The sequence below is a fragment of the Raineyella sp. genome (assembly GCF_034933565.1).
Lineage (GTDB): Bacteria > Actinomycetota > Actinomycetes > Propionibacteriales > Propionibacteriaceae > Raineyella.
Genome location: NZ_JAYFNG010000005.1, coordinates 32,615 through 48,696 on the forward strand (window position 1 = coordinate 32,615; position 16,082 = coordinate 48,696).

Here is a 16,082-nt window from a genome sequence, read left to right on the forward strand (position 1 = left end):
GATGAAGGGACCACCCATGTCAGCACAGGACCAACGGCTCGCGACAGGGGCCGACGCACAGGCGGACGCACGCCCCGACCTGATCCTCGATTCCCTCGGCTACGTCGGAGTGTCCTCCGACCGGCTGGACGACTGGAAGCGCTTCGGGCACGACATCGCCGGCATGCAGCCGGTGGAGACCACCCGGCGCGGGCTGACGCTGCGGATGGACGACCGCTCGCAGCGCTTCGTCATCTCCGACGACGGCGGCCGCGGGTTCTACGGCTTCGAGGTCTCGGGGCCCGAGGCGTTGGAGCGGGTCGCCCGCCGACTGGACGAGCGGCAGGTCCCGCACCACGAGATGGACCGGGTCACCCGGGACCACCGTCGGGTGAGCGCAGGTCTGTGGTGCCTCGACCCGGAGGGCAACCGGATCGAGGTCTTCCACGGGCCCGAGGTCGCCGACCAGCCCTTCTCCCCCGGTCGTACGATGAGCGGCTTCCGCACCGGTGTGCTGGGGCTGGGGCACGCGGTGCTGCTCGCCGCTGATGCCCCTCGGATGGTGACCTTCTACCAGGAGGTGCTCGGCTTCCGGCTGTCGGACTACCAGCACCAGCCGTTCGAGGCGTACTTCTTCCACCTCAACCCCCGGCACCACACGCTGGCCATCGTCGCGGCGCACGCGCCCGGGGTCCATCACGTCATGGTCGAGCTCGGCGCCCTGGACGACGTCGGGGCCGGCTTCGACCTGGCCGAGAGCTCGCCGGAGGGCATCGCAGTGTCCCTGGGGCGGCACTCGAACGACCACATGACGTCGTTCTACGCGCACACACCGTCACCGTTCATGCTCGAGCTCGGCTGGGGCGGCCGGTGGATCGACGTCGACCGGTGGCAGCCGTACGAGCTCACCGAGGGCCCGAGCCTGTGGGGCCACGAGCGGTCCTGGCTCACTCCGGAGGTGCGCGAGACGGCGCGCCGGATGCGGATCCGGGCCTCCGCCGAAGGCCGCAGCTACCCGGTCCACGTCCGGGACGGCGCGTACGACGTCATTCCCGAGGGCACCTGGACCCCGAGCACGCTCCGCGGTCTCGTCCACTGACCCCGGCATCACCCAAACCACTCAGCAGGAGGAACTCTCATGGCCGCAACCACGATCACCCCGGAGGAGTTCGAGCGCACCTGGCGGCTCGTCGACTGGCGTCAGGAGTACGACGACGGCCGGGTCAAGCATCCGATGGGCGAGGGCCCGATCGGCCTGATCGCCTACCGGGACGGACGGATGTACGAGATCGCGACCAGCGCCGGCCGGGCGAACTTCGTCACCGGTGGTCAGTGGGACGCCGACGAGGCGGAGCGGGCGATGGCCTACTCCACGTCCATGTGCTATGCGGGCACCTACACGCTGGAGGGGGACCAGGTCACCCACCACGTCGACCTGAGCGTGTTCCCCAACTTCGTCGGCAAGTCGCTGCGCCGCACCGTCGGCTGGGACGGGCAGACGATGACCCTCTCCGGGCGCATGGAGGAGGGCACGTCCGAGGCGCGCACCGTGATCCTCGACTGGCGTCCCTGGTGAGCCCCGGAACCACTCCCCCCATCCTCTGAGACCCACGGAGAACGAGATGACGACCACCCGTACCGTCCAGGCGAACCGGACCCTCCAGGACTGGCTCGCCCTGCCCATCGGTGAGCGCAAGGAGCTTGCCGCCGAGTCCGTGGCCGCCGCCGAGCGTGCCAAGGACCAGCTCCACACGTACATCTCCGTACTCGGGGTGGACGAGTTGGAGCTGGCCGACGACGGCGAGCTGGCCTCGGTGCCGTACGCCGTCAAGGACAACATCGATGTCCGGGGGCTGCCGACCACCGGTGGGACGCCGTCGCTGATCGGGCACCAGCCGAAGATCGACGCCTCGCTGGTCCGCGCGCTGCGCGATGCCGGCGCGGTGGCGATCGGCAAGGCGAACCTGCATGAGCTGGCCTTCGGGCTCACCTCGAACAACGGCCGGTTCGGCCCGGCCCGCAACCCGCGCGATCCGCAGCGGGTGTCCGGCGGCTCCAGTGGCGGCTCGGCCGCGGCGGTGGCCTGCGGGAGTGTGCCGTTCGCCCTGGGCACCGACACCGGCGCCTCGGTGACGACCCCGGCCGGCTACTGCGGGGTCGTCGGCTTCCGGCCCTCCACCGGCCGGTACGCGGGCGACGGGGTGATCCACCTGACCTGGACCCGCGACGCGATCGGCGTCCACGCCAACACGGTGCCGGACGTCCGGACGATCGACCGGGTGATCACCCGCTCGTCCGTGCGGGTCGATCCGGTGACGCCGCGTGGCCTGAAGGTCGGTGTGCCGACGGAGTTCTTCACCGACGTCGACCCGGAGGTCGAGCGCGCGGTGGACGGGGCGCTCGACGCGCTCCGCGCGGCCGGTGTCGAGCTGGTCGAGGTCGGGGTCCCGGGTGCGATGGACCTGGCGGCAGCCGGGTTCTCGATGGTCTTCTACGAGACGCCGATCAACCTGCGCGCGTACCTGAACGAGGCCGAGGAGCGCTACCAGCACCTCACGCTGGAGCAGATCACCGCACTCGCCGGGTCGCCGGACGTCCGGGTGATGCTGGAGCTGATGACCTCCCAGCCGATCAGCGACGACCGGTACGAGGGCGATGCGGCGGTCCGCAACCGGCTGCGCCGGCTCTACCAGAGCACCTTCGCCACCCACGGCCTGGACGCCATCCTCTACCCGACCACGCCGAACCTGCCGCCGCTGTTCGGCAGCGACGACCGGATCATGCTGAACGGGACCGAGCGGGACATGTTCCCGACCGCCACCCGCAACGTCGCGCCGGGTGGTCTGGCCGGGGCCCCGCAGCTCACCCTCCCACTGTCCCGGCCCGACGGGACGCTGCCGATCGCCGTCACCATCGAGGGCGGCATCGGGACCGATGACCGGCTGCTCGCCATCGGTGAGGCGCTCCACCCGCTGCTCTGACCGCTGCTCTGACCGGTGCTGTCAGTGCCGGTGCTGACAACACCGGCACTGACAGCCGTCACAGCGGTGCGGCTCGTCCAGGACCTGGCGGGGTTTCCGCGGACCCTGGGACGTTCCCGCGGACCGTGAGACCTTCCCGCGGACCGTGGGACCTTCGCGCGGACCCTGGGACGTTCGCGCGGACCCTGGGCCGCTTCCCGCGGACCTTCGTAGGTTCCCGCGGATACCCCGGTGTCCGCGGGAACGCCGCGACATCCGCGGGAACCGAGTGGGTCGGGCGCCCGGCCCACTCCGCCGCAAGGCTGATCGCTCCCAGGAACTGTCAGGGGTTCCCGCGGACCTTGGCAGGTCTCCGCGGACACCCTGGCGTCCGCGGGAATGCCGCAACATCCGCGGGAACCGCCGCCGGGTCCACCCGCCGCGAAGCTGAGCGACTTTCCCGGCGCCCGTGAACGTCGTGCGCCCGTGCGCGTCGTGAGCGTCGTACGCCCGTGAGCGGCGCGCTTCCGGTCACCGCTCGAAGGTCAGGTGGATCGTCCCGCTGGGAGCCGTCTCGGCGGTGACGGCGTAGCCGGCTTCCAGACCGCGCAGGCCGTCCCACAGCCGGATGCCCCGGCCGAGCAGGATCGGCGCGATGGCGACGTGGAGGCGATCGACCAGCCCGGCCGCCAGGAAATCACGGACCACCGAGGCGCCGCCGCCGATCCGTACGTCCTTGCCGGCGGCCGCCTCGACCGCGCGAGCCAGCGCCTCGGCCGGCGTCGCCGTCAGGAAGTGGAAGGTGGTGCCGCCCGCCATCTCCAGCGAAGGGCGCGGCGTGTGCGTGAGGACGAACACCGGAGTCCGGAACGGCGGCTCGTCACCCCACCAGCCACGCCAGTCCGGATCGTCCGGGAAACTGTGCAGCCCGAACATCCCGGCGCCCATGATCTCGGCCCCGACATCGGCGAAGTACTCCTCGGCGTACGCGTCGTCCACTCCGGTCGTCCCCTCACCGCTGGGGTCGTGGAGCACGCGGCTACGGAACGTCCGCGTCGCGACATAGGCCGCGACCAGGCGGGACCAGTCATCCCCCATCGGATTGTCGGGCGTCTGATCGGTGGTGGTCATGTAGCCGTCAAGCGAGATGTTCAGGTCGACCCGTACGGACATGTCGTCTCCCCATCGTTGTGATGTAAGTCACTCTACGCGGACGGTCGGGTTGCTCGGACGGTCGGGTTGCTCGGGTGATCGGACTCCCCAGGCGGCCGGACCACTCCGATCGCCGGACTACGCGACGACCGGGCAGGCCCGGTGAGCGTACGTACCTCGTTGTGCGTCCGTCGCAGACCGCCGCCGCAACCGCAACCGCGGCGTCCCGCTCGGCTGCCCCCGGACGTGGTGGGATGGCCCCATGGGGATGTACGACGTGGCGTACGCGCTCGGGATCGCGCCGTGGGAGCGCTATCTCCGGGCGGCCGGCCCCGGGATCATGGCCAGGCTGGACACCGAGGAGGCGGAGCGGCCGAACCCTCCCGGCCGGGCACTGGACCTGGGATGTGGCCGCGGCCTCTACACCGCCGAGTTGGCTCGGCGAGGCTGGCGGGCGACCGGCATCGACGCGGTCGAGCGGGCCATCACGGCTGCGCGTCGTACGCGGACACCGGGCACCACCTTCGTGGTGGGCGACGTGACGGACCTTGCCTCCCAGGGCCTGGGGACGTTCGATTTCTTCCTGGACATCGGTTGCTTCCAGGCGCTGGATCGGGACCGGAGCCGGAGGATGGCCGAGGGGATGACCGCACTGGCCAACCCCGACGCGACGCTGCTGATCCTCGCCTTCCAGCCCACCGGTCTCCTGGCGCGCGCCGGCTCCGCCTCGCCGGCCGAGGTGGAGGCTGCCTTCGCTGCGTGGACGTTGCTGTCCGTGGAGCCCGCGGAGACGACGGGGCTGGGCTGGCCGCTGAACCACACGTCACCGCAGTGGTACCGGCTGAGGCTGCGACCCTGAGCGTCGTCGCCGACCGGAGCCCTGTCGGTCGCGGATTCACGCCTCTTCCGGAACCCGTGTCTCCTCGCGGTTGCCTCCTCGACGAATGTGTCGCGTCGCGGACCCACATCGCGTCGCGGACCCACGCCTCCACGCGGACCCACATCGCGTCGCGGACCCACGTCTCCACGCGGACCTACGTCTCCGCGCGGGCGCGCCGGTAGCGCTCGTAGATCACGCGCGAGCCGAACGTCCTGGTCCCGACCAGTTCCAGCGGGATCGCGGTGGTGACCGGCGGCAGGAAGGGCGTGCCGCCCCCGACGACGATCGGATTGCGGAACATCCGCAGTTCGTCGACCAGCCCGAGCTCCACGGCCTGCGCGGCCAGGCCGGCGCCACCGATCGCGACGTCCTTGTCCGTCGCGGCGAGCGCCGCCGCGACCTCCTCGGCCACCGTCCCTCGGGCCAGCCGGGCGTTGCCGCGGACACTGTGGAGCGTACGGCTGAAGACGACCTTCGGCAGGGCGCTCCAGGCATCGGCGAACGCCACCTCGAGCTCGCCCTGAGGGAATGACGGATCCGTCTCCCACACCAGCATCGTCTCGTACAGCCGGCGCCCCAACAGCTGGACGCCGAGCTCGCGGACCTGCTCGAGGTGGAAACGGAACTGCTCCTCGCTCGGCACTCCCCACCCGAACCCGCCGTCGCGGTCGGCGATGAACCCGTCCACCGAGACGCTCATCGAATAGATCAGCTTGCTCACGGCGCCCATGGCGACCTCCCGGAGACGGAGACCTCATGTGATCTGGGTCTCACTGGATACTTCGGACGGTAGCAGGCAGATCACACATCGTCACGGGTGTCGCCGAAGGCGCTGGGGCCGTCCCCTGGGTTGTGTCTCGACCGTTCCGCCCGGTCCGCAGACCGACAGCACCTATCCTCGGACCATGCCGAAGACGACTGATATCGCCAGCTTCGCCGCGGCGTACGAGGCGGGCGCTCCCGTGGTCGACGTCCGCGAACCGTACGAGTACGCGGCCGGCCACCTGCACGGCGCCACGCTGATCCCGCTCGGCCAGATCACCGACCGGGCCGGCGAGCTGGACAAGGGCACCACCACGTACCTGATCTGCCAGGTGGGCAAGCGCTCGCTGCACGCGGTCGAAGTGCTCGAAGCGGCCGGGTACGACGTGGTCAACGTCGACGGCGGCATGGTCGAGTGGGCCGCCCAGGGTCGGCCGCTCGAGCAGGGGCCGGAGCAGCGGCCGCAGGGCTGAGCACTCCGCCAGAGACCGAGAGGCTGCATGGGACCGAGAGGTTGTTGCCACCGCGTCGGTGGCAAGGCCGAGCGGTCATCCTTGTCCTGCTGCGGCAGTCAGGTCTTCTGGTGAGCACGCCTGGGAGCACGTCTCAGGACGGGCCGCCCCTCGATGATGGGGACGATGTCGCCGTCACGGACAGCGGCACCGACGTCGGGAACCACCGAGGCGATGGAGAGCGCGACGGCGTAGCGGAAGGTGCCACGATCGGCCAGCTGCCGGCGTCGACCCGAGGCCGGATCGAGGCGGTCCCAGACTGCTTCGCCGTAGCCCAGCGCCGGTCAGTTGCTCACCGTCCCCACCTGTCCCCCTTCCCCGCCCTGACGAGAACACCGGGGAAGCATTTTCTCATGAGGCCTCAGGGGGACAGGAGGGGCGCGGGGCACCATTCCCGACGTGGTTTGCCGCGATCCCGCGAGGTCATTCCTGTTCGCCCTCGCCCGCGGATCCGGAATCGGCATCATCGGTCGAAGCACCGTCGGCCCGCCTGCGCCGGAAGAGGGAGCCGAATGCGTCGGCGGCCCCGGTCACGGCGCCCTTGACCGCCGTACCCGCGTCCTCCGCCGCGGTGAGGGCGCGGGGCTTGTCCGGGATGCCGTCGCCGTCGAGGTCGACGGGCCGGAACACCTCGGTGGCCCGGTCGAAGAAGTCGGCGCCCCGGCCCCTGGCGGCATCGATGCCGTCATCGGCACCGGCATCGGCCGGCTGCAGCCCCTCCTGGCTCAGACAGGCCAGTGCCCGATCGATCGTCTCCAGCTTCCGCTTGAGCTCCTTGAGGGTCGGCGCCGACTCATCCGAGAGCGGTTCGAGGCGTGCGCGCTCCCGGCGGAGCTCGATCCCGGTCGCCAGCAGGTTGCGCACCGTCGTCGGGTCCTGCTCGAGGCCCTGACGCTTCCGTACGATGGCGGCAGTCAGCTGGGTCGACACGATGGCCTCGACGGTTTCGGCGCTGGTCGCCGCGTTGGCGAGACCGACCGCGATGCCCCCGCCACCCGCCGTGGCCAGGGCGCCGGCCGTCAGCAGACCGCCGATCATTCCCCCTGGCCCGAAGGCCGCCAGTGCACTGGTGATCGCAGCGGCACCGGCCACGCCGGGAGCAGCGGCGAGGGCCAGGCCGCCGGTCGCCGCCACCAGTGCCGCGGCGCCGATACTGAGGGCGACCCACCTGACCCAGTGGGTGTCGCTCCCTGCCAGTGCCTTCCGGGCGTCCTCGGCGGCCGTGAACACATCGATCCCGAACTGCCGGCCCAGACCCATCTCGACGGTCAGATCCTCAAGGGCCTCTCGCCGTGCTTCCGGCGGCACCGTGATCTCGACGGGTCGGATCACGTTCGCCGCCGCGATGCTGGTCAGCGGGACGACAGCCTCATCCTTCGAGAGGTGGTGGATCCGGCTCGGCTCGGCGGCGACGGATCGCGGATCGGACAGGTCGAGCGCGAGCCCCGCCACCGCGGCCGGCATCGGTCGCCCTTCGCGCGCATTCCGTTCCCTGACGAGGTCGGCCGTACGCGCCTGCACCTGGCGCAGAGCGTCGGCGTACCGCTCCTGCACGTCACGATCCTTGAGCTTGGTCTGCGTGAGGTACGCGAACCGCAGCGCCATCAGGGCGAGCGTCTCCGCATAGTCCAACGGGATGTCGACTCCGGTGTCCACCGGCGCGAGCTCCTTGGAGAGTGACCCGTGCAGCGCGCGACCGATCGCCGCCGCGACCGACTCGTTCGCCAGGTACCTCACCGCGTCATGGACCTGGGGATCGTGGGTGGTGTGGACCCGGCAGTCGATCATCCACGGGAAGATCGATGAGACGCCGCGGTGGGTCGTGACCGGATCGGCAGCGCTCCAGAAGTTCACCCACCACCCGAGGTTGGCGGGCGGCTCCTTCAGGGTCGCCCGGAGCCCCTCGACGTGCAGGTTCGTGTTGGCCAGAGGACTCCCGATGGTCACCAGCCCCACCACCTCGATGTCCGGCGGCAGCCGACGCACGAGGTCGGCGGCAATGACCGATCCGAGGCTGTGGCCGACAATGACGAGCCGTCCGGCGCTGGGAAGGCGGGTGAGGATCCGGCGCAGGACGTACGCCCGGACACTCGGCCTGTCGCGGTAGTTCTTCATCTGCACGAAGAAGGGCACTTCCAGGGCCGCCTGTACGACGGCGTCACCTCCGACCCACCCCGTGCCGCGATCGTGCCGGCCCAGGAAGACCTCGATCGCCCCTTCGCGGTGCTCGAAGTCCCGACGGTTCCGCCTGGCCGCCTCGCCGGTCGGCGCCTTGACGGTCAGCCCGGGCAGCGGATCGTTGTCGTCCACACCCCTCAGCGCATGTGGATACTTCGGGGCGACCACCGTCACCCCGTCCAGCCCGGGGTACCCGAGCCCGGTCAGCGCTCCGGTGAGAGCATCCCGCCAGGTGTCCTCCTGATCGCCGGACCCCACGCCGTGCAGGAACAGAAGGATCGGCTTGTCTGACATCACACACTCCCGCAGGACGACGGCCGGAGCGCCTGGCCGCGCCCCCTGACCCGAAAGATAGCGGGGCTCGGCTCCGTTCGCGCGGCGGGAGCCGAGACCGGCACGCACTGCCCGCCGACCTTCGTGGGTTGAGGACCAGCCTCGCCGCTCCAATACCGGGTGTTCCCGCGGATCTTGCGGCATTCCCGCGAATGCCTGGGAATCCGCGGGATCTCAGGAGGGTCCGCGGGAACCCAGGAAGGTCCATGGGCGGTCATGAAGGCTCGCGGGAAGTGGCCCGGCCCCGACCCGGCTAGCACCGTCCGTCACGCGCCTGGCCCGCTGACAAGTGGAGCAGCCACAGACCCACCCACGATCTGGCCTCGGGTGATGACACGGGTTCCGGGCACGGCGGTGGTGATCAGGCGAACTCCTTCAGGTCCTGCCCTCGGCTCTTCCACCATGCCCGGGCTGTCGCTCCAGCCCTCGTACGTCCTTGACCAGTCGGGCCACATGGAGCGCAACGAAGGCCGTCTCGTCGCCGGTGATCGAGGCTCGGAGCCCGACCTGGACGAGGTAGGCGATGCGCTGGGCCGTGGCCATCTCGTCGGGGTAGGTCTCGGAGATCGAGTGCACCAACGCATGCGGGGTGTCGTCGATCTGCACCCGCCTGTCGATCCGGGCGAACACGTAGCGCAGGTGGGTGACGAACCGGGAGGCGCTCATCGATTCCCGGTCCACCCTGACGCCCAGGGACGAGTCGATGACGTCGAAGATCTGGCTGATCAGGGTGAGCTGCCGCGTCGCCGGCACGCTCTGTGGATCCCCCGCCGCCTGCGCATTGATGAAGTGCATGGCGAAGCTGATCGCCTCGTCGTCCGGCAGGCGTACGCCCAGCCTGCGCTCGGTGATCTCGAGGGCCTGGCGTCCGGCCTGCAGGTGCTCGGGATAGAGCTGGGCGATCTCCCAGCCGAGCGGGTAGTCGATCCGGATGTCCTCGGTCTGCCGGCGGACCGCGAAGCTCAGGTGGTCGGCGACCGCGATGACCAGCGCCTGGCTGGGGGCGATCCCCAGCCGGGCGCCGGCTTGCTCGCAGACCTCGACCGCAGTGCCCAGATCCTCGGCAGGGATCTCGGCCAGGAAGGCGCTGAGGCGTTCGATCGGCTGGGCACGGCTGGGCACGAAGACCCGCTCGACCACGTCCGGGGCCAGCTCGGATCCCTTGGCCCGCTTGTAGCCGATCCCCGCGCCCATCGCGACGACCTCGTGACCGTCGCTGTCGGCGACGACCGCGTTGTTGCTCAGGATCCGCTTGATGAACACCGCTGCCTGCCTTGTCTACCCATGTGCCTGTCGAGCGCTGGCTCAGCGGCCCAGCGGGGTCGGCTCGGGACCGTCCAGTGCCGCACCGCGCGAGGCGATCACGTCCCGGTACCAGGAGAAGGAGTCCTTGCGGATCCGCCGCCCGCTGCCCCGCCCGTAGTTGTCCTGATCGACGTAGATGTAACCGTAGCGCTTGGACATCTGGGAGGTGCCGCAGGAGATCAGGTCGATCGGCCCCCAGGACGCGTAGCCCATCACGGCGACGCCGTCCGCGATGGCCTCGCGGACCTGGACCAGGTGGTCGTGGACGTACGCGATCCGGTAGTCATCGTGCACCGTGTCGTCATCCTCGAGAGTGTCGATCGCCCCCAGGCCGTTCTCCACGATGAAGACCGGCACCTGGTAGCGGTCCCACAGTCGGTTGAGTGAGATGCGCAGGCCGACCGGGTCGACCGGCCAACCCCACGGCGTCTGCTCCAGATGCGGGTTCTTCATCGCCCCCACGAGCAGGCCGACGTCCTCCTGGGCGCCCGGGCGGTCGGCGGTCATGTGCGACATGTAGTAGCTGATGCCGATGTAGTCGACCGTGCCCTCGGCCAGGATCTCGTCGTCCCCCTCGGCCATCTCCACGTTCAGGCCGTGGTCGGCGAAGTACCGGAGCATGGAGCCGGGGTAGCTGCCGCGGACCTGCACGTCGGTGTAGAAGAGGTTGGCCTGGTCCTCCCGCAGGGCCTGCAGGACGTCCTCGGGGCGGGGCGTGGCCGGGTAGACCTCGATCCGGTTGATCATGGTGCCGATCCGGGCATCCGGCGGCAGGATCTCCTTGCCGGCCCTGACCGCGAGCGCGCTGCCCAGGAACTGGTGGTGGGTGGCCTGGTAGGCGACCTCACGCTCGGGGCGGTCGGTGCGGTCCATCACCACGCCCGCGCCGGTGTAGACGCTGGTCAGGTTCATGTTCATCTCGTTGAAGGTGATCCAGTAGCGCACCTTGTCGCGGTAGCGCTCGAACACGGTCCGGGCGAACTTCACGTACGGCTCGAGGCACTCCCGGGAGAGCCAGCCGTTGTAGCGGCGGGTCAGCTCGATCGGCATCTCGTAGTGGGACAGTGTCACGACCGGCTGGATGCCGTGGGCGAGGAGCTCGTCGAAGACCTTGTCGTAGAAGGCGAGGCCCTCCTCGTTCGGCTCGGTCTCCAGACCGGTCGGGTAGATCCGCGGCCAGGAGATCGACATGCGGAAGGTGGTGAACCCCATCTCGGCGAAGAGGGCGATGTCCTCCTTGTACCGGTGGTAGAAGTCGATGCCCCACCGCTTGGGGAACACGCCTTCCAGGCGGCCGGCGTCGGCCGCGTCCAGGTCTGCGCCGGTGACCTCGAAGGTGAAGTTGTCGGCGCCGTCGCTGACCTCCGGCTTGTAACGGGCGAAGTCGGAGGTCGACAGGCCCTTGCCGCCCTCGTCGTACGCTCCCTCGATCTGGTTGGCGGCGGTGGCGCCTCCCCAGAGGAAATCCTCGGGAAATGTGCGGGCGTCGGTCATGGTGCTCTCCTTCACTGTGGTGTCGGTGGATCGGGTGGGCGGCGTCACGAGGCGTCCGCGGGCGTCGCGGCGCCGATGCTGATCACGCTGTCGCCGGCCGTTACCTCGCCGGCCGCCGCGGGCTCGACGCGCCCCAGAGTCGCGGCGTTCATCACCAGGACGACGGTGGTGGTGTCGTAGCCGGCGGCTCGGACTGCCTCCAGGTCGACGGTGACGAGCGGGTCACCGGCGGTGACCAGGTCGCCGGTCTCGACCGCGGGGGCGAAATAGAGCCCCTTGAGCTTCACGGTGTCGAGGCCGACATGGACCAGGACCTCGGTGCCGTCGTCGGTACGGATGCCGTACGCATGCGGCAGTGCGGCGAGCACTCTGCCGGTGACGGGCGCGAACACGGTGCCCTCGGTCGGCTCCAGGCCCAGGCCGACGCCCATGGAGCCGCTCGCGAACGCCTTGTCCGGGACCGCGTCCAGGGGGAGGGTCGTGCCCGACATCGGGGCGAGCACCTCGGTCGTACGTGCCGCCCGGGCCGGGGACGACTCGTCGGCGACCGACGGGACATCGGCCGAGCTGGTGTCTGCGGTGGTGTCGACCGCAGAGTCTGCTGCACCGGAGTCGGCCGCGGTGGCGTCTGCTGCGGACCCCTTCACGCCGAAGAACAGGGTCAGGACGAAGGCGAGCACCAGGGCGCCGACCACGCCGACCATGAAGAGCGGGAAGTTGCCGGTGCCCAGGGCGACCGGGGTGGTGATCAGCGACGGGATGGCGAAGGCCTTGGAGACCGTGCCGCTGATGCCGATCACCGCGCCGCCGACGGCACCGCTGATCAGGCCGATGACGAAGGGGCGGCGCAGCGGGATGTTGACGCCGTACAGGATCGGCTCGGTGATGCCGGCGAGCAGGCCACTGAGCGAGGCGGGACCGGCGACCTGCTTCATCCTGGGGTCACGGGTGCGCAGGAAGACGGCCATCGCGGCGCCGGTCTGGGCCGCGACGGCGGCATAGAACGGCAGGATCATGAAGGAGTGGCCGAGGGTGGCGTACTCATTGATGATGACGGCGATGACGGCCCAGTGGAGCCCGAAGACGACCAGCGCCTGCGCGGTCCCACCGATGATGAAGCCGGCGGCAGCCGGGCTCAGGGCGTAGAGCCACTGGACTCCGTCGGCGACGCCCTGGCTCAGGTAGGTCGTGGCCGGGCCGATCGTCATCAAGCTGATCGGGAACAGGAACAGCACGATCAGGGCCGGGGTGAGGAAATTCGAGATGGATCCCGGAAGAACTCTCTTGAGCCACTTCTCGAGATAGCTCTGGACCCAGACGATGATGATGATCGGGATGACCGAAGAAACGTACGACGTCATCACGACCGGGATCCCCAGGAACGTGACCGCGGCTCCGTCCTGACCCAATGTGGTGATCGCGGGATAGAGCAGACCACCGGCCAGCGCAAGGGAAAGGTACGGATTCGCATGGAAACGCTTGGCCGCAGTGAATGCCAGGAACATCGGCAGGAAGTGGAAGAGCGAATCGGCGCCGGCATTCAGGATGACCGCGGTCGAGCTGGTCTGGTCGAGCATGCCGACGGTCGACAGCAGCACCAGCAGCGCCTTCAGCAGGCCGGTGCCGGCGAGCACCCACAGGAACGGCTGGAACAGCGCGGACACCAGCGCGACGAAGCGGTTGAACAGGTTACCCTTGCTCTCCTGCGGGGCGGTGCCCTCGCTCGTCTCCTGTGGCAGCAACCGTTCGACCTCCTCGCGGACGGCCGGCACGTCGCTGCCCACGACGACCTGGAGCTGGCCTCCCGCCCTGACCACGGACAACACTCCGTCGATCTTCTCGAGGTCCTGCTGACTTGCCTTCGAATCGTCCTTGAGGACAAAACGGAGCCGGGTGAAGCACGAGGTGACGGCGTCCACGTTTCCGGGCCCGCCGACACCGCTCAGGACTTCCCGGGCCATGGCTTCACGATTGTCTGTTCGCACCTTGTCCACGATGCCTCCTTTGGCATGGAATGCGATGATTGCACCTGTTTTTGGGCACAAAAAAGCCGAGCCTCAAACAGACCACGCGTTGCGTGTGAATGTCTGAGCTCGGATCTTGCCTTGGTAGTCACAACCCCTGGCTCAATGCGGCGATGAACGCCACGTCAAACACGGTAACAGACGATCTCCCGAATGCAAAGAGGCCGAGGCAACGTCACGCACCCGAGGTGACCGGCCGACGCCGGATCTGCTCCCGCGCCGGGCCCGGCGCCCGGATGGGGCCGACCACCCGAAGGTGGCCGGCCCCATCCCAGCTGTCGGTGAAGTCCAGCTGTCGTGGAGTCCACTCGGTGAGGACCTCAGTGTGTCGGGAAGTCCAGTCGGTGAGGACTTCAGTGTGTCGGGAAGCCCAGGTCGATCTGCGACTCGCTGGGCTCGGGCCAGCGCGACGTCACGACCTTGCGGCGGGTGTAGAAGTTGAACGCCTCGGGCCCGTACATGTGGGTGTCGCCGAACAGCGAGTCCTTCCAGCCGCCGAACGAGAAGGCGCCGATCGGGACCGGGATCGGCACGTTGATCCCGACCATGCCCACCTCGATGTCGAACTGGAACTCCCGGGCGGTCTTGCCGTCACGGGTGAACACCGCGGTCCCGTTGGCGAACCGATTGGCGTTGATCAGGGCGACCGCCTCGTCGTACGTGTCGACGCGCACCACGGCCAGGACCGGGCCGAAGATCTCCTCGTCGTAGACGTCCATGCCGGGGCGCACCTGGTCGATCAGGGTCGGGCCGATGAAGTAGCCGTCCCCGTCGAACTCCCACTCCCGGCCGTCGACGCGGACCACCGCGCCCTGGCCGGCCGCGCCCTCGATGAAGCCGCGGACCCGGTCCAGCGCCTGCCGGGTGATCAGCGGGCCCATCTCCGAGGCGGGGTCGCTCGCCGGCCCGACCTTGAGGCCGGCCATCCGCTCGGTGATCCGCTCCACCAGCGGATCGGCCGTGGCGCCGACCGCGACCACGACGGAGACGGCCATGCACCGCTCCCCCGCCGAGCCGTACGCGGCGGACACGGCCGCGTCGGCGGCAGCGTCGAGATCGGCGTCGGGCATCACGATCATGTGGTTCTTCGCCCCGCCCAGGGCCTGCACGCGCTTGCCCTCGCGGGCGGCGGTCTCGTAGATGTACTTCGCGATCGGCGTCGAGCCCACGAACGACACCGCCTTGACCAGCGGCTCGGTCAGCAGCGCGTCGACCGCCTCCTTGTCGCCGTTGACCACGTTGAGCACACCGGCGGGCAGTCCGGCCTCCCGGAAGGCCTCCGCCAGCCACAGCGCGGCGGAGGGGTCACGCTCGGACGGCTTGAGGATCACCGCGTTGCCGGCGGCGATGGCCGTCGTCACCATCCACAGCGGCACCATCGCCGGGAAGTTGAACGGCGTGATGCAGGCGACCACCCCGAGGGGCTGGCGGAGCTGGTGGACGTCGATGCCGGTGGCCACCTGCTCGGCGTACTCACCCTTCATGTGGTGCATCAGGCCGGCGCAGAACTCCACGTTCTCCAGGCCGCGGACGATCTCACCGTGGGCGTCGGAGACCACCTTGCCGTGTTCGGCCGAGATGATCCGGGCCAGTTCCTCCCCGCGCTCGCTGATCAGGTGCTGCAGCCGGAACATCACCGCCTGCCGCTTGGCCAGACCGACGCGGCGCCAGGCCTGCTGGGCCTTCGCCGCGGCCCGGGCGGCTTCGGCGACCTCGGTGGCCGAGGCCAGCAGGACCTCCCCGGTCTGTCGGCCGGTCGCCGGGTCGAAGACCGGCCCGCGGCGCTGGGAGCCACCCGTACGGGCCCCGTCGATGTAGTGCGGGATGGTGGTGATCGTCCCGGCGTCCTGCGGACGGTCGGCGTCCAGGGGGGTCGTCGGGATCTCTCGGGTCTGTTCGATGGTGCTCATCTTGGTGTCCTTCTGTGCAGGGATGGGGGTCGCGGAGGGTGCGGATCGCGAAGATGCGGATGTGCAGAGGTACGGATCGCAGGTCAGACGCCGGCCGGCTGCCAGCCGGGGATGACGCCGTCGGGGGTGCAGTACTTGGTGATCAGCGAGCAGTCCTTGTCGCCCAGCCCCTCGTCGACCAGGCGCTGCAGGCGCTCGGCGACGAGGGCGGCGGCGGGCAGCTCGATGCCCGCGTCGTCGGCGGCCATCAGCGCCAGTCCGGCATCCTTCAGGGCCAGCGTGGCCTTGAAGGTCGACTCGAAGCCGTTGTTGGCGGCGGCGGTCGGCACGACGCCGGGCACCGGGTACCAGGTGCGGACGGCCCAGGAGTCACCGGAGGAGACCCGGGCGATCTCCCAGAAGGTCTCGGCGTCCAGGCCGAGGCGGGCGGCGAGGACCGAGCCTTCGGCGGCCGCCTCCAGCGCGATGAAGAGCATCATGTTGTTGCAGATCTTGGCGGCCTGGCCCGCACCGTCGCCGCCGGCGGCGATGATGTTGCCGGCCATCGGCTCGATCACCGCCCGGGCCGCTTCGGTGTCCTCGGGACTGCCGCC

General features: G+C 69.7%; 13 protein-coding genes. 5 read left to right on the plus strand and 8 right to left on the minus strand.

What is annotated here, in order from left to right:
• Nucleotides 1–16: 16 nt before the first annotated feature.
• Genes VB059_RS01635 through VB059_RS01645 form a run of 3 tightly spaced genes read left to right on the plus strand, consistent with a single transcriptional unit; the run spans nucleotide 17 to nucleotide 2,960 of the window.
• A complete protein-coding gene (locus VB059_RS01635; RefSeq protein ID WP_323420280.1) occupies nucleotides 17–1,078 on the plus strand; it encodes a VOC family protein in 1,062 nt (353 codons plus the stop codon).
• 39 nt (nucleotides 1,079–1,117) lie between these two features.
• Nucleotides 1,118–1,555: a lipocalin-like domain-containing protein gene (locus tag VB059_RS01640; RefSeq protein WP_323420281.1), complete on the plus strand. Its 438-nt coding sequence runs from the start codon at nucleotides 1,118–1,120 to the stop codon at nucleotides 1,553–1,555.
• Between the two features lie 46 nt (nucleotides 1,556–1,601).
• The gene (locus tag VB059_RS01645; protein ID WP_323420282.1) at nucleotides 1,602–2,960 is read left to right on the plus strand and encodes an amidase family protein; all 1,359 of its coding nucleotides are present in this window, start codon (nucleotides 1,602–1,604) and stop codon (nucleotides 2,958–2,960) included.
• A 510-nt stretch (nucleotides 2,961–3,470) separates the two neighbouring features.
• On the opposite strand, the gene VB059_RS01650 is transcribed toward VB059_RS01645, so the two are convergent.
• Nucleotides 3,471–4,112 carry a dihydrofolate reductase family protein gene (locus VB059_RS01650; protein WP_323420283.1) on the minus strand — a complete coding sequence of 214 codons (642 nt, stop codon included), beginning with the start codon at nucleotides 4,110–4,112 and terminating at the stop codon, nucleotides 3,471–3,473.
• Nucleotides 4,113–4,353: 241 nt separating this feature from the next.
• Here VB059_RS01650 and VB059_RS01655 point away from each other — a divergent pair, with 241 nt between their 5' ends.
• Entirely contained in the window at nucleotides 4,354–4,950 is a 597-nt protein-coding gene (locus VB059_RS01655; RefSeq protein WP_323420284.1) for a class I SAM-dependent methyltransferase, read from the plus strand.
• A gap of 175 nt (nucleotides 4,951–5,125) precedes the next feature.
• Here the strand turns inward: VB059_RS01655 and VB059_RS01660 are convergent, their stop codons facing one another.
• The gene (locus VB059_RS01660) at nucleotides 5,126–5,701 is read right to left on the minus strand and encodes a dihydrofolate reductase family protein (protein ID WP_323420285.1); all 576 of its coding nucleotides are present in this window, start codon (nucleotides 5,699–5,701) and stop codon (nucleotides 5,126–5,128) included.
• A gap of 175 nt (nucleotides 5,702–5,876) precedes the next feature.
• On the opposite strand from VB059_RS01660, the gene VB059_RS01665 reads away from it, so the two are divergent.
• Nucleotides 5,877–6,206 carry a rhodanese-like domain-containing protein gene (locus VB059_RS01665; RefSeq protein WP_323420286.1) on the plus strand — a complete coding sequence of 110 codons (330 nt, stop codon included), beginning with the start codon at nucleotides 5,877–5,879 and terminating at the stop codon, nucleotides 6,204–6,206.
• Nucleotides 6,207–6,668: 462 nt separating this feature from the next.
• On the opposite strand, the gene VB059_RS01670 is transcribed toward VB059_RS01665, so the two are convergent.
• The 6 genes from VB059_RS01670 to VB059_RS01695 form a co-directional block, all read right to left on the minus strand.
• Nucleotides 6,669–8,717, minus strand: a complete 2,049-nt coding sequence (locus VB059_RS01670) for a hypothetical protein (protein WP_323420287.1) — start codon at nucleotides 8,715–8,717, stop codon at nucleotides 6,669–6,671.
• A 414-nt stretch (nucleotides 8,718–9,131) separates the two neighbouring features.
• On the minus strand, nucleotides 9,132–10,019 hold the full coding sequence (locus tag VB059_RS01675) for a PRD domain-containing protein (protein WP_323420288.1): 888 nt from the start codon (nucleotides 10,017–10,019) through the stop codon (nucleotides 9,132–9,134).
• A gap of 42 nt (nucleotides 10,020–10,061) precedes the next feature.
• Nucleotides 10,062–11,555 carry a glycoside hydrolase family 1 protein gene (locus VB059_RS01680; RefSeq protein WP_323420289.1) on the minus strand — a complete coding sequence of 498 codons (1,494 nt, stop codon included), beginning with the start codon at nucleotides 11,553–11,555 and terminating at the stop codon, nucleotides 10,062–10,064.
• A gap of 44 nt (nucleotides 11,556–11,599) precedes the next feature.
• Nucleotides 11,600–13,516 carry a beta-glucoside-specific PTS transporter subunit IIABC gene (locus tag VB059_RS01685; RefSeq protein ID WP_323420290.1) on the minus strand — a complete coding sequence of 639 codons (1,917 nt, stop codon included), beginning with the start codon at nucleotides 13,514–13,516 and terminating at the stop codon, nucleotides 11,600–11,602.
• Between the two features lie 416 nt (nucleotides 13,517–13,932).
• Entirely contained in the window at nucleotides 13,933–15,489 is a 1,557-nt protein-coding gene (locus VB059_RS01690) for a CoA-acylating methylmalonate-semialdehyde dehydrogenase (protein ID WP_323420291.1), read from the minus strand.
• A gap of 83 nt (nucleotides 15,490–15,572) precedes the next feature.
• A partial coding sequence (locus tag VB059_RS01695) for an NAD-binding protein (protein ID WP_323420292.1) occupies nucleotides 15,573–16,082 on the minus strand: 510 nt, incomplete at its 5' end.

What these genes read in the sequence shown, in the direction of transcription:
- VB059_RS01690 (WP_323420291.1), bottom strand. Translation starts at nt 15,489, where the DNA reads ATGAGCACCATCGAACAGACCCGAGAGATCCCGACGACCCCCCTGGAC.
- VB059_RS01685 (WP_323420290.1), bottom strand. Translation starts at nt 13,516, where the DNA reads ATGGCCCGGGAAGTCCTGAGCGGTGTCGGCGGGCCCGGAAACGTGGAC.
- VB059_RS01670 (WP_323420287.1), bottom strand. Translation starts at nt 8,717, where the DNA reads ATGTCAGACAAGCCGATCCTTCTGTTCCTGCACGGCGTGGGGTCCGGC.
- VB059_RS01680 (WP_323420289.1), bottom strand. Translation starts at nt 11,555, where the DNA reads ATGACCGACGCCCGCACATTTCCCGAGGATTTCCTCTGGGGAGGCGCC.
- VB059_RS01640 (WP_323420281.1), top strand. Translation starts at nt 1,118, where the DNA reads ATGGCCGCAACCACGATCACCCCGGAGGAGTTCGAGCGCACCTGGCGG.
- VB059_RS01655 (WP_323420284.1), top strand. Translation starts at nt 4,354, where the DNA reads ATGGGGATGTACGACGTGGCGTACGCGCTCGGGATCGCGCCGTGGGAG.
- VB059_RS01650 (WP_323420283.1), bottom strand. Translation starts at nt 4,112, where the DNA reads ATGTCCGTACGGGTCGACCTGAACATCTCGCTTGACGGCTACATGACC.
- VB059_RS01660 (WP_323420285.1), bottom strand. Translation starts at nt 5,701, where the DNA reads ATGGGCGCCGTGAGCAAGCTGATCTATTCGATGAGCGTCTCGGTGGAC.
- VB059_RS01635 (WP_323420280.1), top strand. Translation starts at nt 17, where the DNA reads ATGTCAGCACAGGACCAACGGCTCGCGACAGGGGCCGACGCACAGGCG.
- VB059_RS01645 (WP_323420282.1), top strand. Translation starts at nt 1,602, where the DNA reads ATGACGACCACCCGTACCGTCCAGGCGAACCGGACCCTCCAGGACTGG.
- VB059_RS01665 (WP_323420286.1), top strand. Translation starts at nt 5,877, where the DNA reads ATGCCGAAGACGACTGATATCGCCAGCTTCGCCGCGGCGTACGAGGCG.